Genomic DNA, 22,532 nt, shown 5'->3' with positions numbered 1-22,532 from the left:
GGGTCGCCCGCAGCCCGTATACAGCCGCACACCTCCGGCATACGACCCCTCCCGGGAGGACACCCGTGACCCTGTCGAGCCCCGTCCCCGACGTCGTGGACCTGCCGGTCGCCTCGCTGCCGACCGGCCTGCGCATCGGCGGGGAGCTCTCCCCCGGCGGCGCCGAGCCGATCGAGGTGGTCAACCCCGCCACCGGCGAGGCCTTCGCCACCGTCGCCGCGGCCGACGCCGCCGACGTCGACCGCGCCGTGCGGGTGGCCGACGAGACGTTCCGCTCCGGGGTGTGGAGCCGGATGCCGATCCACGACCGGGCCGTGCTGCTGCACCGCTTCGCCGACGGCATCGAGGCCCGGATGGAGGACCTCTACAAGCTGGAGACGATGAACAACGGCCGGCCGATCACCGAGACGAAGGCGCAGATCACCCGCCTGTCGGAGTGGTACCGGTACAACGCCGCGCTGCTGCTGGCCGACCGCGACGCGGTGGTCCCGCTGCGCGGCGACTACCACGCCTACACCAGCCGCTTCCCGCTGGGCGTGGTCGGCATCCTGGCGCCGTTCAACCACCCGATGATGATCGCGTCGAAGAGCCTCGCGCCCGCGCTGGCGACCGGGAACAGCGTCGTCCTCAAGCCCTCGGAGCAGACCCCGCTCACCGCGATGCTCCTGGCCGACATCGCGGAGGCCGCGGGCATCCCCCCGGGTGTGCTCAACGTCATCAACGGCCTCGGGCACACCGCCGGGGCGGCGCTGACCGAGCACCCGCTGGTGAAGAAGGTGGTGTTCACCGGCGGGACCGAGGTGGGTCGCGCGATCTCGCTGGCCACCGCGGGACGGTTCGCCAAGGCGACCCTCGAGCTCGGCGGCAAGTCCCCCGTGCTGGTCTTCGACGACACCCCGGTCGACACCGCCGCCCGCGGCGCGGCCTTCGCCGGGTTCATCGGCGCCGGCCAGACCTGTATCGCCGGCAGCCGGCTCCTCGTCCAGCGCGGCATCTACGACGACGTCGTCGAGGGCCTCGCCACCCAGGCGCGGCAGATCCGCACCGGCGACCCGACGCTGCCGGAGACGCAGCTCGGTCCGGTGATCTCCGAGCGGGCCCGCACCCGCATCCTGCGGCACGTCGAGAGCGGGATCGCCGAGGGCGCCCGGCTGGTCACCGGCGGCCGGCCCGCCGACGTGCCGGACCTGCCCGGGGGCTTCTTCGTCGAGCCGACCGTGCTGGCCGACGTCCGCAACGACATGCGGATCGCCCAGGAGGAGGTCTTCGGGCCGGTCGTGGTCGTCATCCCCTTCGACGACGAGGACGAGGCGATCCGGCTGGCCAACGACTCCCCGTTCGCGCTGGGCTCGGCGATCTGGACCCGCGACGTCGCCCGCGCCCACCGCGTGGCGCAGCAGCTGGAGATGGGCATGGTCTGGGTCAACGACCACCACCGCCTCGACCCCTCCTCGCCGTGGGGCGGCCTCAAGGAGAGCGGCACCGGTCGCGAGGGCGGCTGGGAGTCCTTCCACGACTTCACCCACGTCCGCGCGATCACCGTCCGGACCGCGCCCGACGACGTCGACTGGTACGGCGGCCGCGCGACGGGACGGCTGAACTGATGGCCGGGCTGACGGTCTCGCCGGTCACCGACGGCGTCGTCGTCGCGGAGGTGGACCGGCCCGACGGCCTCTGGGCGCTGGCCGACCTGCGCGAGCTGACCGCGCTGCTGACGGACCCGCCCGAGGGCGCGCACGTGCTGCGGATCCGCTCGGCGGCCGAGGCGTTCTGCCTGGGCCGCGAGCGCGGCGGCACCAACGCCGCGCCGGGGGTGGTCCGCGGCGAGGCGGAGACGCTGGCCGCCACCACGCGGGCGTTCCGCCGGACCCGGCTGGTCACCGTCGCCGAGGTGCACGGCGACGCCGCCGGCTTCGGCGTCGGGGTGGTCGCGGCCTGCGACGTGTCGGTCGCCGTGGCCGACGCCCTCTTCTCCTTCCCGGAGGTCGGCATCGGCCTGGCCCCCGCGCTGGTGCTGGCCTGGCTGCCGCGCAAGGTCGGCGAGCGGCAGGCGTTCTGGCTGACCGCGACCGGCGAGCAGGTGCCGGCCTCGCGCGCCCTGGAGCTCGGCCTGCTCAACGCCGTCGTCGCCTCCCCCGAGGAGCTGCGCAAGGACGTCGACGACCGGGTGGCCGCGCTGCGCACGCGCAGCCCGCGCGTGCACGCCGAGATCAAGGACATGCTGCGGGCCTTCGGCGCGGTCGGCGACGACGCGGCCCTCGACATGAGCGTCGACCGGCTGGTGGTCGGCTCACTCCGCCGGGGCGAGAGCTGAGGCGGACGGCGGTGCCACGATGGACCGACCGGGAGCCGGACCCAGCCGAGGGAGGTCGCCGATGAGCGAGGAGTCAGCGGGCAGCCGCGTCGCGCGAGGGCTGCGCGACCGGCTGCGCACCGGCGCGATCCCCCCGGGGACGGTGCTGTCCCAGTCCGACATCGCCGCCGAGTACGGGGTCAGCCGCATCCCCGTCCGGGACGCGCTGCACGTGCTGTCCACCGAGGGCCTGGTCGACCTCGCGGTCACCGGGGCGGTCGTCACCGGGCTGTCCATCCCGGAGCTGCAGGAGCTCTACGAGCTGCGGGAGGCCGTCGAACCGGTGGTCACCGCGATCGCGGTGCCCAACGTCGGCCGTGCCGAGGTGGCCCGGATGGCGGCCCTGGCCGAGCGGATGGAGTCCGGCGAGATGACCCCGGGCGAGTGGCTGGAGGCCAACGCGCGCTTCCACGCGCTGGTCTACGAGCGCGCCGACCGCCCGCGGATGGTCGCCCTCACCGAGCAGCTGCGCCGGCTGACCGACCGCTACGTCTACCTGCACCTCGACGTCATCGGCGACGTCGAGCACCTGCACGAGGAGCACCGGCAGATCCTGGCCGCGGTGCGCCGCGGGGACCCGCGGGAGGTCGCCGAGCTGACCCGCCTGCACCTGGAGACGTCGCACGACTTCATCCTGCGGTACCTGCTGCGGACGGCGGCCGTCGAGGAGGGCGCCGCCACCGGCTGACCGCGGTCAGCGGGGGCGGGGCACCGCCCCCGCTGCCGCCGCGCGGATCGCCGCGCGCAGCCGGTCGGGCGTCATGGGCAGCTCGGTGACCCGCACCCCGAGCGGCGCCAGGGCGTCGTTGACCGCCGCGTTGAGCGCGGCCGGCGCCATCATCCGGCCGCCCTCGCCGCCGCCCTTGATGCCGTGCGGGGTGTACGGGGACGGCGTCTCGACGTGGCCGATCCGCAGCTCCGGTACCTCCATGGCGGTCGGGATCGAGTAGTCGAGGAAGCTGCTGGTGACCAGCTGCCCCTGCTCGTCGTAGACGAACTCCTCGTACAGCGCGGTGCCGATGCCCTGGGCGGTCCCGCCCACGATGTGGCCGGCCAGCGAGCGCGGGTTGACCAGCGTGCCGCAGTCGTGGACCGCCGCGTAGGCGAGGATCCGCACCTCCCCGGTGGCCCCGTCGACCTCCACCACGGGGACGTGGCAGGCGTTGCCCATGAACGGGTAGAAGACGCCGAGGTCGCTGCGGTCCTGCGCGGGCATCGTCGTGTAGGGGTGGTCGTAGACCTTCGACTCCTCCAGGCCCGACTCCAGGTCCTCGGGGAAGCTGTGCTTGAACATGTGCAGCATGGCCGCGACCTCGTCGAGGCCCTTGCGCTGGTCGGGCACGCCCTTGACCTGGAAGCCGCCGTCGGCCCACTCGAGGTCGTCGGGGTCGACCTCCATCAGGTGCGCCGCGGCCCGCCGCGCCTTGGCCTTGATCTTGGCCGAGGCGCCCTCGACGGCGCCGGCGAGCATCACCGTCGTCCGCGAGCCACCGGGGCCGGTCGCCGGCAGCCCGCCCGACAGGCCGTGGTAGATGATCGAGACGTCGTGCGGGTCGCAGTCGAACTCCTCCGCGACCAGTTGCGCGACCATCGTCTCCGGGCTGTTGCCCCAGAAGGCGCACGAGTACAGCGTCGCGGTGATCGTGCCGGTCGCGTCCACGCCCAGGGTCACGCTCTCCGGGCTGCTGGTGACCGGGGCGTTGGGCTCGTCGAACCAGAACCAGAACTCGGTCGCGGAGAAGACGCTGCGCTCCTGCGCGGAGATCACCCCGATGCCGATGTACCGCCCCTGCTCACGGGCGCGGGCCTGCTCGGCCCGCCAGCGGTCGTACTCCCCCAGCCGCAGGGCCTCGTCGAGGACGGCGGCGTAGTTGCCGCTGTCGTAGACGTTGCCGCTGGGGATGAAGTACGGGAAGGACTCCGGCGGGATGAAGTTCCGCCGCCGGATCTCGACCGGGTCCATCCCGATCTCCCGGGCGGCCAGGTCGACCATCTGCTCGAGCATCCAGTTGTTGACCTCGGAGCCGAAGCCCCGGTAGGCGCCCTGCTGGTTCTTGTTGGTCATCGCGGCCCGCACGCGGTACTGCACGCTGCCGATGGTGTACGGGCCGGTGACCTGGGCCAGGGCGTTGCCGTGGTGGCCGACGCCGAACTGGATGTAGGCCCCGTAGTCGTCGACGGTGTCGATCTTGATGCTGCGCAGCGTCCCGTCGCGCATGAGCGCCAGCTCGACGTCGTAGACCCGGTCGGAGCCGTGGTGGTCGCAGTTCGACATGTTGTCGACGCGGTCCTCCAGGTAGACGACCGGCCGGCCCAGGGCGCGCGAGCACATGCCGGCGATCACCGTCGGCTTGGTGACGAACAGCTTCGAGCCGAAGCTGCCGCCGGCGGGCACCTGGTGGACGTCGAACTTGTTCATGGGGATCCCGAGCGCCCCGGCCGCCATGAACATGTAGCTGGTGAAGCTCAGCGAGTTGGTGTGCACCGTGAGCTTCCCGGTCGCCGGGTCGAAGTCGGCGATCGCGCCGACCGTCTCCAGCGGCTGCCCGCCCGAGCGGTGCCAGCGCAGCCGGTCGCGGACGACGACGTCGGCCGCGGCGAAGTCGCGGTCGACGTCGCCGAAGGTGAACTGCCGCTCGTAGGCGCAGTTGCCCTCGAGCGCCTCGTGCACCAGGGCCGCACCCGGCTGCAGCGCCGCCTCGGGGTCGGTGACCGCGGGCAGCGGGTCGTAGTCGACCTCGATCAGCTCGAGGGCGTCCTCGGCCAGGTAGCGGCTGTCGGCGACGACGACGGCCACGCCCTCCCCGACGTAGCGGACCTTGTCCACGGCCAGGCAGCGCCACGTGTGCTTGGTCGGGTCGGGGCCGAAGTCGGGCAGCGGGCCGGTCACCTCGGCGGCCTGCGCGCCGGTCATGACCAGGTGCACGCCGGGGGCGGCCTCCGCGGCCGAGGTGTCGATCGAGACGATCCGGGCGTGCGGCATCGGGCTGCGCAGCACGGCCGCGTGCAGGGTGCCCGGCCGGACCAGGTCGGCGACGTAGCCGCCGCGACCGCGCAGGAACTTGGGGTCCTCGACCTTGCGGATGCTCTTGCCGACCCAGTTGCGGTCCGCCTTGTGGGTGCGGACCGGCGGCGGGGCGGGACGCTCGACGATGGTCATGCCTGGGCTCCCGTCGCGGGCTGGGGGGCGGTGGCGTCGGCCTGCCGCACGCGCGGCGCCGCGGCCATCACCGCCTCGACGATGAACTGGTAGCCGGTGCAGCGGCACAGGTTGCTGGCTATCCCCTCGCGCACCCGTTCGGGCGTCGGGTCGGGGTCCTCCTCCAGGATCTCCAGCGCCCGCATGAGCATGCCCGGGGTGCAGTAGCCGCACTGCAGGCCCTGCTTCTCCCAGAACGCCTCCTGCAGCGGGTGCAGCCCCGCTCCGTTGCTGAGCCCCTCCACCGTGCGGATCGCCCGCCCGTCGGCCTGGACCGCCAGGGTGGTGCAGGACCGGGTGCTGGCGCCGTCGACGAGCACGGTGCACGTGCCGCAGACGCCGTGCTCGCAGCCGATGTGCGTCCCGACCAGGCCGAGGTCGTCGCGCAGCACGTCGACGAGCAGCCGGCGGGGCTCGACCGCCAGGGTGTAGTCGCGTCCGTTGACGGTGAGGGTGATGTCCTGCAGCTGGGTCATCTCTCCGGCTACCTCCGGTCCCGGGCTCGGTCCAGTGCGCGCCTGATCCCCTCGCGCAGGCACGCCCGCGCGACGTCGATGCGGGTCGCGGCGCTGGCGTGCACGTCACCGGCCGGGTCCAGGCCGGACGTGCCCGCGTCGACCGCGGCCTCCACGGCGGCCTCGTCACCGGCCGTCCCCACGAGCGCGGCCTCCGCGGCGGTCAGCCGCACGGGGGTGGGCGCGACGCCGCTGGCCGTGAGGGCCGCGCGGGTGACCCGCCCGTCGGCGACCGCGACGAGGGCGGCCACGCCGACGACGGCGAAGTTCCCGTGCGTGCGGGCGAACTCCACGAACGCGTGCCCGCCGGGGAAGGACGGGAAGCGGACCTCGGTGAGGATCTCGTCGGCGGCCAGCGCCGTGGTGAACGGGCCCTGGAAGAACTCGGCGGCGGGGATGCGCCGTTCGCCCCGCGGCCCCACGGCGGTCATCTCGGCGTCCAGGGCGAGCGCGACCGCCGGCAGCTCGGCGGCCGGGTCGGCGTGCGCGATGCTGCCGACGACGGTGCCGCTGTGCCGCACCGGCGGGTGCGCCACGTGCCCGAGGGCCTCGGCGAGCACGGGCGCGGCGACCGCGACCTCGGGACTGCGCTCGGCGGTGGCCTGCCGCACCATCGCGCCGACCACGAGGTCCTCCCCGTCGAGGCGGAGGGTGTCGAGCCCCGCGACGCGGCGCAGGTCGACGAGGTGACCGGGGTGGGCCAGCCGGAAGTTCATCAGCGGCACCAGGCTCTGCCCCCCGGCGAGGACCCGCGGCTCCTCCTCGGCGTGCTCGACGAGCAGCGCCACGGCGTCGGAGACGGTCGTCGGGACCGAGTAGGTGAACGGCGGCGGTTTCAACGGCGGCCTCCTCGCGACGGGCTCGCGCAAGCGTGCCGCGATCCTGCCGGGGAACCGAGACGGGCACCATGGGTTCGGCCCCAGGAAGTGCGCCGTTCCTCGGTGACCGGGCACAGGCCCGGCCACCGAGGGTGGCCCCTCTGCAGGCTCCCGTCGCCGGCCCCGTCCCGGGCACCGCCCTGAGCCTGCGAAGGGCGGGGAGGACGGGGTCCTCTCTCAGCCCCCGGCGAGCGCGGCGAGCCGGTCGCCGACCTCCGCGGTGCGCAGGGTGCTCTGCCGGTCGCGCGTGGACAGGTCGAAGGCGACGGCCGCGTTGACCTTCTTCGCCTGGTCGCTGCGCCCCAGGTGCTCGAGCAGCAGGCCGACCGACAGCACGGTGGCGGTCGGGTCGGCGATGCCCTGGCCGGCGATGTCGGGCGCCGAGCCGTGCACCGGCTCGAACATGCTCGGGTGCGTGCCGGAGGTGTCGAGGTTGCCGCTGGCGGCCATCCCGATGCCGCCGGTCACCGCCGCGGCGACGTCGGTGACGATGTCGCCGAACAGGTTGTCGGTGACGATGACGTCGTAGCGGGCCGGATCGGTGATGAAGAACATCGACGCCGCGTCGACGTGCTGGTAGGCGACGGTGACCTCCGGGAACTCCGCCGAGACCTCCTCCACCGTCCGCGACCAGAGCCCGCCGGCGTGGGTGAGCACGTTGGTCTTGTGGATGAGGGTCAGGTGCCGGCGCGGCCGGGCGACGGCCCGCTCGAAGGCGTACCGGACCACCCGCTCGACGCCGAAGGCGGTGTTGAGGCTCACCTCGGTGGCGATCTCCTGGGGCGTGTCCCGGCGGATCACGCCGCCGTTGCCGGCGTAGAGACCCTCGGTGCCCTCCCGCACGCAGAGCATGTCGATCTCGCCCGGCTCGGCCAGCGGGCTGCGGACGCCCTCGTAGAGCCGCGCCGGTCGCAGGTTGACGTGGTGGTCGAGCTCGAAGCGCAGGCGCAGCAGCAGCCCCCGCTCGAGGATGCCGCTGGGCACGCCGGGGTCGCCGATGGCGCCGAGCAGGATCGCGTCGTGCTGGCGGAGCTCGTCGAGCACGCTGTCGGGCAGCAGTTCCCCGGTCCGCTGCCACCGCGCGGCCCCGAGGTCGTAGGGGGTGGTCTCCACGTCGGGGGCCACCTCGCGGAGGACCTTGAGGCCCTCGGCCACCACCTCCGGACCGATGCCGTCTCCAGGGATCACTGCCAGGCGCATGGGACCAGACCCTAGGTCAGCGGGGGGTGAGGTCCGCCGAGCGGGCCTCACGCGCGCCGATCCGGCCCGCGATGTCCCCGAGCAGCTCGGCGGGCACCGGGCTGTCGACGGTGACGGCCATGAGCGCCTCGCCGCCGCGGTTGGTGCGGCTGACCTGTGCGCCGGCGATGTTGATGCCGGCCTCGCCGAGCGCGGCGCCGATGGCGCCGACGACGCCGGGCCGGTCGGAGTAGACGAAGAACAGCAGGTAGCCCGACAGGTCCAGGTCCATGTCGAACCCGCTGATCTCGACCAGCTTGGGCACCTGGTTCTTGCCGAAGAGCGTGCCCGAGACGGTGACCTCGGTGCCGTCGGCCATCGCGCCGCGGACGCTGATCAGGTTGCGGTAGTCGGGGCTCTCCACGTCGCTGGTCATCGCGACGTCCAGGCCGCGCTGCTCGGCGAACAGCGGGGCGTTGACGTAGGTGACCTGCTCCTCGACGACGTCGGAGAACACGCCCTTGAGCACGGCCAGCTGCACCACCGAGACGTCGAACTCGGCGATCTTGCCGCGCACCTCGACGTTCACCGACTGGGCCAGCCCGCCGGCGACGGCGGTGAAGACCCGGCCGAGCTTCTCGGCCAGCGGCAGGCCCGGCCGCACGTCCTCGGCGACGACGCCACCGGCCTGGACGTTCACCGCGTCCGGCACGAACTCGCCCTGCAGCGCCAGCCGCACCGAGTGCGCCACGGCCGTGCCGGCCTTGTCCTGCGCCTCCGTGGTCGAGGCGCCCAGGTGCGGGGTGACCACGGTGTTGGGCAGCTGGAACAGGGGGCTGTCGGTGCACGGCTCGGTGGCGTAGACGTCGATGCCCGCCGCGCCGACCTGGCCGGACTTCAGCGCGTCGGCGAGGGCAGCCTCGTCGACCAGCCCGCCCCGGGCGGCGTTGACGATGATGACCCCGCGCTTGGTGGTGGTCAGCTCCGCGGCGCCGATCAGGCCGAGGGTCTCCGGCGTCTTGGGCAGGTGGATGGTGATGAAGTCCGCCTCGCGGAGCAGTTCCTCCAGCGACACCATCCGGACGCCGAGCTGCGCGGCCCGACCCGGCTGGATGTAGGGGTCGTAGGCGATCAGCGTGACCCCGAAGGCCGCCAGCCGCTGGGCGACCAGCTGGCCGATCCGGCCCAGGCCGACGACGCCGACGACCTTGTCGGTGACCTCGACGCCGGTGAACTTCGACCGCTTCCAGGTGCCCTCGCGCAGCGACGCGTCGGCGGCGGGGATGTGCCGGGCGGCGGCCAGCAGCAGCGCCACGGCGTGCTCGGCGGCGCTGACGATGTTGGAGGTCGGTGCGTTGACCACCATGACGCCGCGCTCGGTGGCCGCCGTGACGTCGACGTTGTCCAGGCCGATGCCGGCCCGGGCGACCACCTTGAGGTTGGGTGCGGCGGCCAGCGCCTCGGCGTCGATCTGCGTGGCGCTGCGGATCATCACCGCGGAGGCCTCGGCCAGTGCGGGCAGCAGTGCGGCGCGGTCGGCGCCGTCGACGTGACGGATCTCCACCTCGCTCCCGAGCACCTGCAGCACGCTGGGGGCGAGTTCTTCGGCGATGAGGACGACGGGCGCAGGCGTGGTCACAGGAGGAGAGCCTAGGGAACCCGGCCCTCCTCTCCCCTCGTCAGCCCCTTCCCGCACGCACCGTCACGTCACGGATGCGGCACGACACCTCCGCCGGAGGGGGGAGTGTGCTTGCTCCCGTCGCTCCCCGGCGGACATCCTGGCCGGGACGAGTCGGCGAGTGCCGGCGCCGACGGAGGAGACCATGAGCACCCACGACAACGAGCCCGGCTCGAACGCCGGTTCTCCGCAGTACGGCCAGCCCGGCCACGGGCAGGACGCCGGCTCGCAGGGGTACGGCCAGCAGGGCTACGGACAGCAGTACGGACAGTCGTCCTCCCCCTCCTACGGCCAGCAGTACGGGCAGCCCTCCCCCTCCTACGGCCAGGAGTACGGGCAGCCCTCGCCGTCCTACGGCCAGCAGTACGGGCAGTCGCCCTACGGCCAGGCCCAGCCCTACGGACAGCAGGGGTACCCCGAGCAGTACGGCCAGCAGGGCAACTACGCCCAGCAGTACGGCCAGTACGGCCAGTCGGCGGTCCCCGCCAAGCCCGGTGGCGTCGTCACGGCGGCGGTCCTCGGGTTCGTCTTCGGTGCCATCGGCATCCTCATCAGCCTCGCCCTGATCTTCGCGGGCGCGTTCTTCGGCGGCGCCGCCGGCGACACCGAGATCCCCGGGCTCGGGGAGGTCGCGGGCGCCGTGGCCGGCATCGCGCTGGTCTTCGGCCTGCTGGCGCTGGTCTGGACCGTCGTCATGATCTGGGGCTCGGTGTGGGCCCTGAGCGGGCGCAGCCGGGTGATGCTGCTGGTCGGCGGCTCCATCGCGCTGGCCTTCACCGCGATCAACGTCGTCGGCAGCCTCGCCGACACCGGGAGCAGCGGCGCCGGCGGCGTCGTCATGAGCCTGTTGTTCTTCCTGGCCGCGCTGGCGATCGTCGTCCTGCTGGCGATGAAGCCGGCCGCGGCCTTCTTCGCCGCGCACCGCGCACGCCGCGGGCGCTGACCCGCCGGACCGAGCAGCTCACCTCAGCCCCTGTCCGCGCCGCCGACGGCGCGGACAGGGGCTGCCGCTCTCTCAGGAGGACTCCCCCGTGACCGATCCCGACCGGACCCCGCCGGGCCGGCGCCCCCCTCAGGTGCTCGCCGCGGCTGGGATCGGCTTCGTCCTGGCCTTCTACGTCCTGATGTACGCCCTGCTGCTCCTGGGGGCCACCCGGGTCCTGGGCGCAGCCAGTGCGGCCTTCGGCACCGTGTACCTGGCCGTCGCCGTTGCCAACATCTGGGGCGGCGTCCTGGCGTTGAAGGGCAAGAGCAGCAGGGTCCTCGAGGTCGCCGGCCTGGTGATCGCCGGCATGGCCGCGCTCGGGCTCGTCGTGTCCCTGTTCGGCGGCGGCTTCAGCATCTGGTCGATCGTGCTGATCCTCGCCGGCGTGGGGGTCTTCGTCCTGCTCCGGCAGCCGCCCTCCCGCCAGTACTGCGCCGACCGCCGCGCCCGGTAGGCCCCACGGACGACAGGGGCCCCCGCTGCCGGCCGGCAGCGGGGGCCCCTGTCGTCAGGCCCCGTCCAGAGGCTCGGCGCGAGCCTGCGAGCGGTGAGGAGGACGGGGTCCGTGTTCAGTTGCGGGCGGCGGTCCCGGTGTAGTCGTCGGACGCCGACACCCAGCTCATCAGCCCGCGCAGCTTGCGGCCGGTCTCCTCGATCGGGTGCGCCTCGGCCTCGGCGCGGCGCCGCTTGAAGTCCGGCGCGCCGGCGTCCTGGTCGGCGATGAACGCCGCGGCCCACGAGCCGTCCTTGATCGCGGCGAGGACCTCCTTCATCGTCGCCTTGACGTGCTCGTCGACGATCTTCGGGCCGGTCGTGTAGTCGCCGTACTCCGCGGTGTCCGACACCGACCAGCGCTGCTTGGCGATGCCGCCCTCGTACATGAGGTCGACGATCAGCTTGAGCTCGTGGAGGCACTCGAAGTAGGCGATCTCGGGCTGGTACCCGGCCTCGATGAGGGTCTCGAAGCCCGCGGCCACGAGCGCCGACATGCCGCCGCAGAGCACGGCCTGCTCACCGAACAGGTCGGTCTCGGTCTCCTCGGCGAAGGTCGTCTTGATGACGCCGGCCCGCGCGCCGCCGATGGCCTTGGCGTAGGACAGCGCCAGCTGCAGCGCCTGCCCGCTGGCGTCCTGCTCGACGGCGACCAGGCAGGGCACGCCCTTGCCGTTCTCGAACTCGCGGCGGACCAGGTGGCCCGGGCCCTTGGGGGCGACCATCGCGACGTCGACGCCGGCCGGGGGCTTGATGTAGCCGAACCGGATGTTGAAGCCGTGGCCGAAGAACAGCGCGTCGCCGTCCTGCAGGTTGGGCTCCACCGACTCCTTGTACAGGTTCCGCTGCACGTGGTCGGGGGCGAGGATCATGATCAGGTCGGCCTCGGCGGCCGCCTCGGCGGGCGTGACGACGCGCAGGCCCTCGGCCTCGGCCTTGGCGCGGCTCTTGCTGCCCTCGGGCAGCCCGACGCGGACGTCGACGCCCGAGTCACGCAGCGACAGCGCGTGCGCGTGGCCCTGGCTGCCGTAGCCCAGGACGGCGACGGTGCGCCCCTGGATGATCGACAGGTCGGCGTCGTCGTCGTAGAAGATCTCGGCGGCCATGTGCTGTGCGGTTCCCTTCGAGTAAGGACCCTCCTGCCCCCCGCTGCTCGCAAGCTCGCAACGGGACCCTGCAGGAGGGCCGATCAGTGTGCTAGGCGGTGCGCTCGACCGGGCGCAACGTACCGGCGCCGGACATGGAGCGCGGACCCCGGCCCAGGGCCACGGTGCCCGACTGCGCCATCTCCTTGATCCCCAGAGGGGCGAGGACGGCGAGCAGGGCCTGGAGCTTGTCCGGCGTGCCGGTGGCCTCCAGGGTCACGGTGTCGGTGTTGACGTCGACGACGCGGGCCCGGAAGAGCTCGGCGGTCTGCAGCACCTGGGTGCGGTCGGCCATCGGCGCGCGGACCTTGACCAGCAGCAGCTCGCGCTGGACGGCGGCCGTCGACTCGAGCTCGACGATCTTGATGACCTCGATCAGCTTGTTCAGCTGCTTGGTGATCTGCTCCAGCGGCGCGGTGTCGGCGTCGACGACGATCGTCATCCGGGAGAGCTCGGGGTTCTCCGTCGGCCCGACGGCCAGGGACTCGATGTTGAAGCCGCGCCGGCTGAACAGCGCCGAGACACGAGCGAGGACGCCGGACTTGTTCTCGACGAGGACCGACAACGTATGGCGGGTCATTACCCGAGGTTCCTTTCAGGACCGAGTGGCAGGGCTGGCCCCGTCCAGAGGCTCGCCCCGAGCCTGCGAGGGGTGAGGAGGACGGGGTCCTTCGACTTAGACCTGGCCGTCGCCGAAGACCGGGCGGACGTCGCGCGCGGCCATGATGTCGTCGTTGCTGGCACCCGCGGCGACCATCGGCCACACCTGGGCGTCGTGGCCGACCACGAAGTCGATGACCACCGGGGCGTCGTCGATCGCCATCGCCTTCTCGATCACCGCGTCGACGTCGTCCTTGCTCTCGCAGCGCAGCCCGACGCAGCCCATCGCCTCGGCCAGGAGGACGAAGTCGGGGATGCGCACCGGCTTGGGGGTGCCGTCCTCGTTGAGCGCGTGCAGCTTGGTGTTCGAGTAGCGGCCCTCGTAGAAGAGGGTCTGCCACTGGCGGACCATCCCGAGGTTGCCGTTGTTGATGATCGCGATCTTGACGGGGATGCCCTCGATCGCGCAGGTGGCCAGTTCCTGGTTGGTCATCTGGAAGCAGCCGTCGCCGTCGATCGCCCACACGGTGGTGTCGGGGCGGCCGTACTTGGCGCCCATCGCGGCCGGGACGGCGTAGCCCATCGTCCCCAGGCCGCCGCTGTTGAGCCAGGTGCCCGGCTTCTCGTACCGGATGAACTGCGCGGCCCACATCTGGTGCTGGCCGACACCGGCGGCGTAGATCGCGTCCGGCCCGGCGATCGCGCCCAGCCGCTCGATGACGTACTGCGGGGACAGCGCGCCGTCCTCGGGCCAGTCGTAGCCCAGCGGGTAGGTCTGCCGCCACGCGTCGAGCTGGGCCCACCAGGCCGCCAGGTCGGGGGTGCGCCCGGCCTCGTGCTCGGCGCGCAGGGCGGTGACCAGCTCGGCGATGGTCTCCCGCGCGTCGCCGACGATCGGGACGTCGGCCTTGCGGTTCTTGCCGATCTCGGCCGGGTCGATGTCGGCGTGGACGACGAGCGCGTCGGGCGCGAAGGAGGACAGCTGTCCGGTGACCCGGTCGTCGAAGCGGGCCCCGAGGGCGACGATGAGGTCGGACTTCTGCAGGGCGGTGACCGCGGCGACGGTGCCGTGCATGCCGGGCATGCCCAGGTGCTGCGGGCTGCTGTCGGGGAAGGCGCCGCGGGCCATCAGGGTGGTGACGACCGGGGCTCCGGTCAGCTCGGCGAGCTCGGCGAGCTCCGCGGTGGCCTGCGCCTTGAGCACGCCGCCGCCGACGTAGAGGACCGGGCGGCGGGCCTTGGCGACCAGCGCGGCGGCCTCGCGGACCTGCTTGCCGTGCGGGCGGGTGGTCGGCTTGTAGCCGGGCAGGTCCAGCCGCGGCGGCCACGCGAAGTCCGTGGTCGCCTGCAGGGCGTCCTTGGCGATGTCGACCAGGACCGGGCCCGGCCGGCCGGTGGCGGCCAGGTGGAACGCCTCGGCGATCTTCTGCGGGATCTCGTCGGCGTCGGTCACCAGGAAGTTGTGCTTGGTGATCGGCATCGTGATGCCGCGGATGTCGGCCTCCTGGAAGGCGTCGGTGCCGATCGCGGCGCTGGGCACCTGACCGGTGATCGCGACGATCGGGACCGAGTCCATGTGCGCGTCGGCCAGCGGGGTCACCAGGTTGGTCGCCCCGGGGCCGGAGGTGGCCATGCAGACGCCGACCCGGCCGGTGGCCTGGGCGTACCCGGTGGCCGCGTGCCCGGCGCCCTGCTCGTGGCGCACCAGCACGTGCCGGACCGACGAGTCGAACAGCGGGTCGTAGGCGGGCAGGATCGCCCCGCCCGGGATCCCGAAGACGACCTCCACGCCGACCGCCTCGAGCGACCGGACGAGGCTCTGGGCCCCGGTGATGCCGGTGAGCGGCTCGGGGGCGGCCGCCGCGACCGAGCGGGCGGTCGTCTCGACACCGGTGAGCGACGCGGCCGCCTCGCGGCTGGCGGACTCGCCCGGGGTGGTGCTGTTCATGGCGTCTCCTGGCAGTGTCCCGGTCGGGGGACGTCGGTTCGGGGGCCGTGCGTGTGCGGCCGGCCGCCTGCGGGCGCGGGCCGGCCGCTGTCCGGGGACGGTCAGGAGGCCCGCAAACGAAAAACCCCTCGTGCCGCAGGCACAGAGGGGTGTAGCGCGTCGGTCGGGCGACCGACGCGCTAGGCGACTACGAGGAGCAGGCTGGCCGGGCGCACCCGCTCACTGTGCGCCTCGGAGCGCGACCCGTCAACCATCCCGTCCCACTGTGTGGACGGGCGTGTCCTCACGAGTGGGACGGGACACCGGTCACGCCGAGGACCGCCGGGTCGAACGCCTCGAGCAGGTGGGGCAGCACCTCGGCGGGCACCGGGCGGCCGAGCAGGTGGCCCTGGAGGAAACCGCAGCCGAGCGCGGTCAGCGTGGCGAGCTGGCCGGACGTCTCGACCCCCTCGGCGACGACGTCCATGCCCAGGGTCCGGCCGAGCTCCACGACGCTGCCGACGAGAGCGGCGGTGCGCGGGTCGTCCTCGATGTGGGCCACGAAGGCGCGGTCCATCTTGAGCACGTCGACCGGCAGGCGCGCCAGCCGCGCGAGCGTGGAGTGGCCCTTGCCGAAGTCGTCCAGCGAGATCACGCAGCCCATCTCCCGCAGCGCGGTCAGGTCGCCGTCCACCCGGTCCTCCACGCCGAGGAGCACCGACTCGGTGATCTCGAGCATCAGCCGGTGCGCGGGCACCCCGGACTCGGCGAGCGCGCGGGTGACGTCGGGCACGAGGCAGCCGGCCTGCAGGTGCCGGACGGACACGTTCACGCCCAGCTGCAGGTCCAGGCCGCGGGCCAGCAGCGGCGCGAGGGCGGCCGTGGCGGCGCCGAGCACCCAGCGCTGGAGCGGCACGACCAGGCCGTCGTCCTCGGCGAGGGCGACGAACTCGTCCGGCGGGACGGCGCCGAACTCCGGGTGCTGCCAGCGCACGAGGGCCTCCAGCCCGAGGACCCGCCGCTCCCGCACCCCGACCACCGGCTGGAAGACCAGCGACAGGCCGCCACCGGCGATCGCACCGGGCAGGTCGCGCGCCAGCCGGGCGCGCCGGTCGACCACGCGGTCCAGGGCCTCCCCCGAGGTGCGGACGCAGTTCTTGCCGGCGGCCTTGGCCATGCGCAGCGCCAGGTCGGCGCGGCGCACCGACTCGGCGGCGTCGTCCTCCGGCCGCAGCTCGGCCACGCCGACGCTGCCGGAGACGGCGAAGACCGGCCCGGTGCCGGCGCTGCCGTCGTGGGCCACCGGCCGGTGGTCCCGGTCGAGCACCTCGACCAGCCGCTCGGCCAGCGCCGTGGCCTCGGCCCGGCCGGCGCGCACCAGGACGGCGAACTCGTCACCGCCCAGGCGCGCGACCAGGTCCTCCTCCCGGGCGGCGGTGCGCAGCTGGTCGGCGACCTCGCACAGCAGCCGGTCCCCCGCATCGTGGCCGGCGACGTCGTTGACCGCCTTGAACCCGTCGAGGTCGACCAGCAGCACGCAGCCCGGCTCGCCGGCGTTCCGCGTCGCGTCGAGCGCGGCCATGAACCGGGCCCGGTTGGGCAGACCGGTGAGGAAGTCGGTGTAGGCCAGCCGCTCGAGCTCGCGCTGGGTGCTGCGCCGGTCGGTGACGTCGCGCAGGTGCAGCACCAGCCCGTCGCGGCTGCGGCTGCCCGCCCCCGCCCGCGCGGCCCCGGAGACCTCGACGTCCCGCCAGGCACCGTCCCGGGTCCGCAGCCGCACCGTCGCGGGCAGCCCGTCGGCGCCGGTCCGGTTGCCGACCGCGGCACGGACCCGGTCGACGAGGTCGCGGTCGTCGGGGTGCAGCAGGTCGGTCAGCGCGGTGCCGGCGAGGTCCGCCTCGGACCAGCCCAGCTGCGCCACGACCGGTCCGGAGGCCCAGCCGATCCGTCCGGTGGGGTCCAGCACGGCGGTGACGGCATCGCCGCTCTGCACCAGCGCGCGGAAGTAGCCCTCGGCGCGCTGCAGTCGTGAGGTGAGCCGGTGCCCGTCCCGGGTGAGCAGGACGGTGCGGACGGCGGTCAGGACGACCAGCAGCGATCCCCCGGCCGCCTCCACCGCGGGCGCGGTCCGCCCGGCGAGCTCCCCGGCGAGCAGCATGAGCAGCACGCCGAAGGCCGCGGCGTAGGCGACCGCGATGCCGCGCACCGGCAGCGTCAGCGGGTCGTCGTCGCCGGTGGCGGGCTCGCCCGGGTCGGCGACCACGCCGCGCACACCGGCGGCGAGCATGGCCAGCCAGGCGAGCTCGGTGACCACGGCGTACCCCGTGCCGCCGGACGTGCGGCCGAGGGCGCCGCCCACGGCGACCACGGCCATCGCGGTGAAGGACACCAGCAGCCAGGTGGCCGCCTGGCGCCGGGGCCCGGACACCGCGGTCACGGTGACCAGCCCGATGCCGCACAGCAGGGCGCCGATCGTCGGGTAGCCCAGTGAGATCAGCCCGTCGGCCGCGCCCTGCACGCCGGCCAGCCGCCGGCCCAGGAGCACGTGCACCAGCACCGCGACCGCGACGGTGACGACCGCGCCGTCGATCAGCACCCGCGAGCCCAGCCGCCGGCCCCGGCGCGGCGGGAGCAGCCAGGCGGCGGCGGTCATCGCCACGGGCACCGCGAGGAGCGTGGGGACGTCCTCCACGCCGCCGGAGGACAGGTCGCTCGCGGCGCGCAGGACGGCCAGGCACTGCCCGACGGCCAGCAGCGCGGCGGCGAGGGCGAGGCCGCGCCACGGCCGGCCCGACCGCCCGGGCAGCCGGGCGGCAGCCCGCTCGACGGCGACCGCGGCCGCGGCGGACCCCACCGCCAGGCAGGCCGGCACGAGCCGGGAGGAGAGCGCGGAGCCGGTCACCTCCAGGAGGGCGGTGACCGTGCCCAGGACGCCCAGCAGGGCGACGACCGGCGTCGCGGCCCGGTCCCGTCCGCCGTCGCGGGACGGCGCGGCTGCGGTCGGCATCAGCGGGAGCCGACCAGGCCCGGCCACAACTGGCCGGCGCGATCGGTGAGCAGGTCGGCGAGGTCGGCCAGCCGCAGCGGGCGGGCGAGCAGGAAGCCCTGCGCGAAGCCGCAACCGAGACCGCGCAGCGCGCCGAGCTGGGCGGGGGTCTCCACGCCCTCGGCCACCACGTCCAGGCCCAGCGCCCGGCCGACGGTGACCACCGACTCGCACAGGGCCCGGCTCTTCGGGTCCCGGTCGACCCGGGCGACCAGGGAGCGGTCGAGCTTGAGCACGTCGATGGGCAGCCGGGTCAGGTCGGCCAGCGACGAGCGGCCGGCGCCGAAGTCGTCCAGGGCGACGTGCACGCCCATGAGCCGCAGCGCCTCGATGTCGACGGCCACGTGCTCGCCCTCGGCCAGCACGGTGGCCTCGGTGATCTCCAGGATCAGCCGCTCCGGCGCCAGGCCGGTGGCGTGCAGCACCGCGGCGACGTCACCGACCAGGGTCCGGTTCGCGACGTGGGAGGCGGAGATGTTGACGCCCAGCCGCAGCGGGGCCCCGGTCTCCGGGAGCCCGGCCACCACGGTCGCGGCGTGCTCGAGCGCCCAGCGCTGCAGGTCGCCGATGGCCCCGGCGCGCTCGGCGATCGGCACGAACTCCGCCGGCGGGACCTCCCCCAGCTCGGGGTGCCGCCAGCGCAGCAGCGCCTCGACGCCGGTGACCCGCTGGTCCAGGAGGCAGACGACCGGCTGGAAGAGCACGGAGAACTCGCCGCGCGTCCACGCGCCGGGCAGGTCGTCGCGCAGCCGGGCGCGGCGGTCGGCGGCGCTGCCGAGCGCGGGCCGGTAGCGCAGCGCGCTGCCGGGGCCGGACGCCGCGGCCGCGCGGACGGCGAGATCGGCGCGGGCCAGCAGTTCGGCGACCGACTGACCGGGCCCGATCTCGACGATGCCCACGCTGGCGCTGAGGTCGAAGATCCCCGCCGGGGTGTCGACGGGCTGCTCGATGAGCGACAGGCAGCGGTCCGCGAGCAGGTCGACGGCGTGCGGCAGGCCCTCGACGAGGACGGCGAACTGCCCCACCCCGAGCCGGGCGACCACGTCGGAGGCGCGCACGGTGGCCCGCAGCCGGCGACCGACCTCGACCAGGACGTCGCTGACCACGTCGCGGCCGGCGTCCTCGCGGACCTCGTCGAGGCCCGCCAGCTCGATGAGCAGCACGCTGGTGCACGGCGCCTCGGGGGCACCCGCGACGGCCAGCCGCTCCTCGGCCACCCGCGCGCAGCCGGCCCGGTTGAGCAGCCCCGTGACCGGGTCGGTGAAGGCGACCTGCTCCAGCGCGTGCTCCCGCTCGACGCGCTCGGTGGTGTCCCGGCAGTGCAGCACCACCGCGCCCACGGCGGCGTCGGCGCGCAGGTCGGAGACCCGGGCCTCCAGGTGCCGCCAGGACCCGTCGGCGTGCCGCATCCGCAGCGTGAGCAGCCCGCCCGACGTCGCGCCCTCGGGCTGCAGCGCCCGGGCCACCGCGACGGCGTCCTCGGGGTGCACCAGCTCGAGCAGGTCCCGCCCGGCGGCGGGACGCCCGGTGACGCCCAGGACGGTCGCCAGCGCCGGAGAGGCCCAGGTGACCCGCAGGTCCCGGTCGAGGATGACCACGGCGTCGCCGCTGGCCGAGACCAGCGAGCGGAAGTACGCCTCGCTGCGCCGCAGCCGGGCCCCCATGCGCTGCTCGTCGCGGGCGGTCACCCAGCGGTGGACGACGGCGAGGACCGCGCACACGACGACGCCGCCGATCATGACGGAGCTGGGTCGGCCGCCCACGACGCCGGCAGTGACCAGCCCCAGCAGCGCCGCGAGCATCGCCAGGTGCGGGAGCAGCTGGCCGATCTGGGTGGAGCGACCGCTGCGCGGCCGGGCCTCGGGCTCCTCGGCGCACGGCCCGGGGTCGGCGAGGCCGGCCGCGGCGAACACGGACAGCCCGACGACGACGAGGAGCCGGCTGATGTCGAGCGCGCCGGAACTGCCCGAGAGCACGGCGGCGGTGCCGAGCGCCCGGCCGGCGGTCAGGAGGATCGTGGCGGCCAGCACCCACAGGGCCATCCGCTGGCGACCACTGTCGATGACGCCCAGCAGCACGAGTGCGGCGGTCACCGTGGCCGAGGTGGCCAGGACCGCAGCAGCCAGCACCGCGGCCTCCTCGGGGCGCAGATCCAGCCAGCTGCGGTGCGGGCCCAGCGCGAGGAGCTGCACGACCAGCACGCACGCGGTGCCGAAGAGGGTCAGCTCGACGGCGGCGCGGGAGCCGCGGCGCAGCCGCCGCCGGTCGACGAGGGTGAGGACGCCGAGGACGACGAGCACGTAGGCGGGCACGGTGGGCAACCAGCGGAGCACCAGCCGCTGCATCGGGTCGATCGGCGAGACGACCAACCCGGCGAGGACGCCGCTCACAGGCAGGAGCGCGGCGACGGAGATCAACCGCCACCCACGAGCGCCGCTGCGCTGCGAGCGCGCGACCTGCCAGGTCACGGCGCCCGCCACCACGCCCATGCAGGAGACCGCCACGTCACTGGCGAGTCCGGTGCCGGGGGTCACGGCGGACACCGCGCAGGCGATCGCCGCCAGCACGGCGCTCCCGAGGAGCACCCACCTCAGCCTGTCCACACGTGCTGTCTCGGCACGTGCTCCAGGCCGCAACAGCGCAGCGGGGCGGGCCTCACCCCAACGGGGGGCCCGCCCCGACTCCCCGCCCCACGGCACCTGGCCCCGTCCAGAGGCTCGCCGCGAGCCTGCGAGCGGTGAGGACGGGGTCCTTCCTCAGCCGCAGATGGCGCCCTGCGCGGCCGACCCGACCAGCTTGGCGTACTTGCCGAGCACCCCGGTGGTGTAGCGCGGGGGCAGCGGGGTCCACGCGGCGCGGCGCCGGTCCAGCTCGTCGTCGTCCACCAGGAGGTCCAGCGTCCGGGTGGTCAGGTCCAGCCGGATCCGGTCGCCGTCCTGCACCAGCGCGATCGGGCCGCCGTCGGTGGCCTCGGGCGCGACGTGGCCGACGCACAGACCCGTCGTCCCGCCGGAGAACCGGCCGTCGGTGAGCAGCAGGACGTCCTTGCCCAGGCCCGCGCCCTTGATGGCGCCGGTGACGGCGAGCATCTCGCGCATGCCCGGGCCGCCCCGGGGGCCCTCGTACCGGATGACGACGACGTCGCCGGCCTTCAGCGTGCCGTCGGTGACGGCGTCCATGGCGCCCTGCTCGCCGTCGAAGACGCGGGCGGTGCCCTCGAAGACGTCGGCGTCGAAGCCCGCCGACTTCACGACCGCGCCCTCCGGGGAGAGCGAGCCGCGCAGGATGGTCAGCCCGCCGGTCTTGTGGATCGGGTTGTTCATCGCGTGGACGATCGTGCCGTCGAGGTCCGGCGGGGCGATCTCCGCGAGGTTCTCGGCCATGGTCTTGCCCGTGACGGTGAGCACGTCGCCGTGCAGCAGTCCGGCGTCGAGCAGCGCGCGCAGCACGACCGGGACGCCGCCGACGCGGTCGATGTCGGTCATGACGAACCGGCCGAAGGGCTTCACGTCGGCCAGGTGCGGGGTGCGGTCGCCGATCCGGTTGAAGTCGTCGAGGGTGAGGTCGACCTGCGCCTCGTGCGCGATGGCCAGCAGGTGCAGGACGGCGTTGGTCGAGCCGCCGAGCGCCATGACCACGGTGATCGCGTTCTCGAAGGCCTTCTTGGTCATGATCTGGCGGGCGGTGATGCCCCGGCGCAGCAGGTTGACCACGGCCTCGCCGGAGGCGACCGCGACGGCGTCGCGGCGGCTGTCGGGGGCGGGCGGCGCGGCGCTGCCGGGCAGGGCCATCCCCAGCGCCTCGGCGACGCTGGCCATCGTGTTGGCCGTGTACATGCCGCCGCAGGAGCCCTCCCCGGGGCAGGCCGCCTTCTCGATGGCGTCGAGCTCCTCGCGGGTGATCAGGCCGCGGGCGCAGGCGCCGACGCCCTCGAAGACGTCGATGATCGTCAGGTTGTCCCGGTCGCCGAGCCGTCCGGGCAGGATCGAGCCGGAGTAGACGAAGACGCTGGCCAGGTCCAGGCGCGCGGCGGCCATGAGCATGCCGGGCAGGGACTTGTCGCAGCCGGCCAGCAGCACCGAGCCGTCGAGCCGCTCGGCGAACATGACGGTCTCCACCGAGTCGGCGATGACCTCGCGGGAGACCAGCGAGGCGCGCATGCCCTCGTGGCCCATCGAGATGCCGTCGGAGACCGAGATCGTGCCGAACTCCAGCGGGTAGCCGCCGGCGGCGTGCACGCCCTCCTTGGCCCGCTTGGCCAGCCGGTCCAGGGAGAGGTTGCAGGGGGTGATCTCGTTCCACGACGACGCGACGCCGATCTGCGGCTTGTCCCAGTCGTCGTCGCCCATGCCGACCGCGCGGAGCATCGCCCGCGCCGGGGCCTTGGCGATGCCGTCGGTCACCTCGTAGCTGCGCGGCTTCAAGGGGCTGTGCGTCCCGCTGTGGGACTCGTGTCCGGGGATGAGGTCCTCGCCGATGCTCACGTCCGCAGAGCGTAGGCCGGTCGCGGACCCGCGCCGAGAGAGCGCCGATAC

General features: G+C 74.1%; 16 protein-coding genes. 5 read left to right on the top strand and 11 right to left on the bottom strand.

Translation table 11 applies throughout. The features are described from left to right. The first annotated feature begins 65 nt into the window (after nt 1-65). From ACI789_RS08885 to ACI789_RS08875, 3 genes are all read left to right on the top strand, one after another. Nucleotides 66-1,604 (top strand): aldehyde dehydrogenase, encoded by a 1,539-nt coding sequence (locus ACI789_RS08885; RefSeq protein ID WP_457008127.1) that lies wholly within the window; start codon nt 66-68, stop codon nt 1,602-1,604. Further along, nucleotides 1,604-2,314 carry an enoyl-CoA hydratase/isomerase family protein gene (locus ACI789_RS08880; protein WP_457008125.1) on the top strand — a complete coding sequence of 237 codons (711 nt, stop codon included), beginning with the start codon at nt 1,604-1,606 and terminating at the stop codon, nt 2,312-2,314. The genes ACI789_RS08885 and ACI789_RS08880 overlap by 1 nt, the downstream gene beginning before the upstream one ends. 61 nt (nt 2,315-2,375) lie before the next feature. Then, entirely contained in the window at nt 2,376-3,041 is a 666-nt protein-coding gene (locus ACI789_RS08875; RefSeq protein ID WP_457008123.1) for a GntR family transcriptional regulator, read from the top strand. 6 nt (nt 3,042-3,047) lie between these two features. Here ACI789_RS08875 and ACI789_RS08870 read toward each other — a convergent pair whose 3' ends face one another. The 5 genes from ACI789_RS08870 to serA all read right to left on the bottom strand — a co-directional run bounded on the left by ACI789_RS08870 (nt 3,048) and on the right by serA (nt 9,763). After that, on the bottom strand, nt 3,048-5,513 hold the full coding sequence (locus tag ACI789_RS08870; protein WP_457008121.1) for a xanthine dehydrogenase family protein molybdopterin-binding subunit: 2,466 nt from the start codon (nt 5,511-5,513) through the stop codon (nt 3,048-3,050). Next, nucleotides 5,510-6,028: a (2Fe-2S)-binding protein gene (locus tag ACI789_RS08865; RefSeq protein ID WP_457008119.1), complete on the bottom strand. Its 519-nt coding sequence runs from the start codon at nt 6,026-6,028 to the stop codon at nt 5,510-5,512. The genes ACI789_RS08870 and ACI789_RS08865 overlap by 4 nt, the downstream gene beginning before the upstream one ends. A gap of 8 nt (nt 6,029-6,036) precedes the next feature. Then, a complete protein-coding gene (locus ACI789_RS08860; RefSeq protein WP_457008117.1) occupies nt 6,037-6,906 on the bottom strand; it encodes an FAD binding domain-containing protein in 870 nt (289 codons plus the stop codon). A gap of 216 nt (nt 6,907-7,122) precedes the next feature. Further along, nucleotides 7,123-8,145, bottom strand: a complete 1,023-nt coding sequence (locus ACI789_RS08855) for a 3-isopropylmalate dehydrogenase (RefSeq protein WP_457008115.1) — start codon at nt 8,143-8,145, stop codon at nt 7,123-7,125. A gap of 16 nt (nt 8,146-8,161) precedes the next feature. After that, nucleotides 8,162-9,763 (bottom strand): phosphoglycerate dehydrogenase, encoded by a 1,602-nt coding sequence (serA, locus tag ACI789_RS08850; RefSeq protein WP_457008113.1) that lies wholly within the window; start codon nt 9,761-9,763, stop codon nt 8,162-8,164. Nucleotides 9,764-9,947: 184 nt separating this feature from the next. Between serA and ACI789_RS08845 the strand changes: the two genes are divergently transcribed. Both ACI789_RS08845 and ACI789_RS08840 read left to right on the top strand, forming a co-directional pair. Continuing rightward, a complete protein-coding gene (locus ACI789_RS08845; protein ID WP_457008111.1) occupies nt 9,948-10,745 on the top strand; it encodes a hypothetical protein in 798 nt (265 codons plus the stop codon). 88 nt (nt 10,746-10,833) lie between these two features. After that, complete coding sequence (locus ACI789_RS08840) at nt 10,834-11,241, top strand: hypothetical protein (RefSeq protein WP_457008109.1); 408 nt, start codon at nt 10,834-10,836, stop codon at nt 11,239-11,241. 115 nt (nt 11,242-11,356) lie between these two features. Here the strand turns inward: ACI789_RS08840 and ilvC are convergent, their stop codons facing one another. From ilvC to ilvD, 6 genes are all read right to left on the bottom strand, one after another. Continuing rightward, complete coding sequence (gene ilvC, locus ACI789_RS08835; protein WP_456918584.1) at nt 11,357-12,385, bottom strand: ketol-acid reductoisomerase; 1,029 nt, start codon at nt 12,383-12,385, stop codon at nt 11,357-11,359. Nucleotides 12,386-12,476: 91 nt separating this feature from the next. After that, complete coding sequence (gene ilvN / locus ACI789_RS08830; protein ID WP_456918583.1) at nt 12,477-13,004, bottom strand: acetolactate synthase small subunit; 528 nt, start codon at nt 13,002-13,004, stop codon at nt 12,477-12,479. A gap of 96 nt (nt 13,005-13,100) precedes the next feature. Continuing rightward, on the bottom strand, nt 13,101-14,972 hold the full coding sequence (locus ACI789_RS08825) for an acetolactate synthase large subunit (RefSeq protein ID WP_457008107.1): 1,872 nt from the start codon (nt 14,970-14,972) through the stop codon (nt 13,101-13,103). Nucleotides 14,973-15,255: 283 nt separating this feature from the next. Further along, entirely contained in the window at nt 15,256-17,958 is a 2,703-nt protein-coding gene (locus ACI789_RS08820) for a putative bifunctional diguanylate cyclase/phosphodiesterase (RefSeq protein WP_457008105.1), read from the bottom strand. Then, complete coding sequence (locus tag ACI789_RS08815; RefSeq protein WP_457008103.1) at nt 17,958-20,582, bottom strand: putative bifunctional diguanylate cyclase/phosphodiesterase; 2,625 nt, start codon at nt 20,580-20,582, stop codon at nt 17,958-17,960. The genes ACI789_RS08820 and ACI789_RS08815 overlap by 1 nt, the downstream gene beginning before the upstream one ends. Before the next feature lie 171 nt (nt 20,583-20,753). After that, nucleotides 20,754-22,481 (bottom strand): dihydroxy-acid dehydratase, encoded by a 1,728-nt coding sequence (gene ilvD, locus ACI789_RS08810; protein WP_457008101.1) that lies wholly within the window; start codon nt 22,479-22,481, stop codon nt 20,754-20,756. Nucleotides 22,482-22,532 lie beyond the last annotated feature (51 nt).

The organism is Geodermatophilus sp. SYSU D00965 (genome assembly GCF_054050075.1).
The sequence above is the reverse complement of the archived record's forward strand: the minus strand, read 5'-3'. Positions and strand labels throughout refer to the sequence as shown.

Coding starts and splice junctions, on each gene's coding strand:
- ACI789_RS08870 (WP_457008121.1), bottom strand. CDS start 5,513: ATGACCATCGTCGAGCGTCCCGCCCCGCCGCCGGTCCGCACCCACAAG.
- ACI789_RS08820 (WP_457008105.1), bottom strand. CDS start 17,958: ATGCCGACCGCAGCCGCGCCGTCCCGCGACGGCGGACGGGACCGGGCC.
- ACI789_RS08865 (WP_457008119.1), bottom strand. CDS start 6,028: ATGACCCAGCTGCAGGACATCACCCTCACCGTCAACGGACGCGACTAC.
- ACI789_RS08825 (WP_457008107.1), bottom strand. CDS start 14,972: ATGAACAGCACCACCCCGGGCGAGTCCGCCAGCCGCGAGGCGGCCGCG.
- ACI789_RS08880 (WP_457008125.1), top strand. CDS start 1,604: ATGGCCGGGCTGACGGTCTCGCCGGTCACCGACGGCGTCGTCGTCGCG.
- ACI789_RS08875 (WP_457008123.1), top strand. CDS start 2,376: ATGAGCGAGGAGTCAGCGGGCAGCCGCGTCGCGCGAGGGCTGCGCGAC.
- ilvC (WP_456918584.1), bottom strand. CDS start 12,385: ATGGCCGCCGAGATCTTCTACGACGACGACGCCGACCTGTCGATCATC.
- ilvN (WP_456918583.1), bottom strand. CDS start 13,004: ATGACCCGCCATACGTTGTCGGTCCTCGTCGAGAACAAGTCCGGCGTC.
- ACI789_RS08855 (WP_457008115.1), bottom strand. CDS start 8,145: ATGCGCCTGGCAGTGATCCCTGGAGACGGCATCGGTCCGGAGGTGGTG.
- ACI789_RS08845 (WP_457008111.1), top strand. CDS start 9,948: ATGAGCACCCACGACAACGAGCCCGGCTCGAACGCCGGTTCTCCGCAG.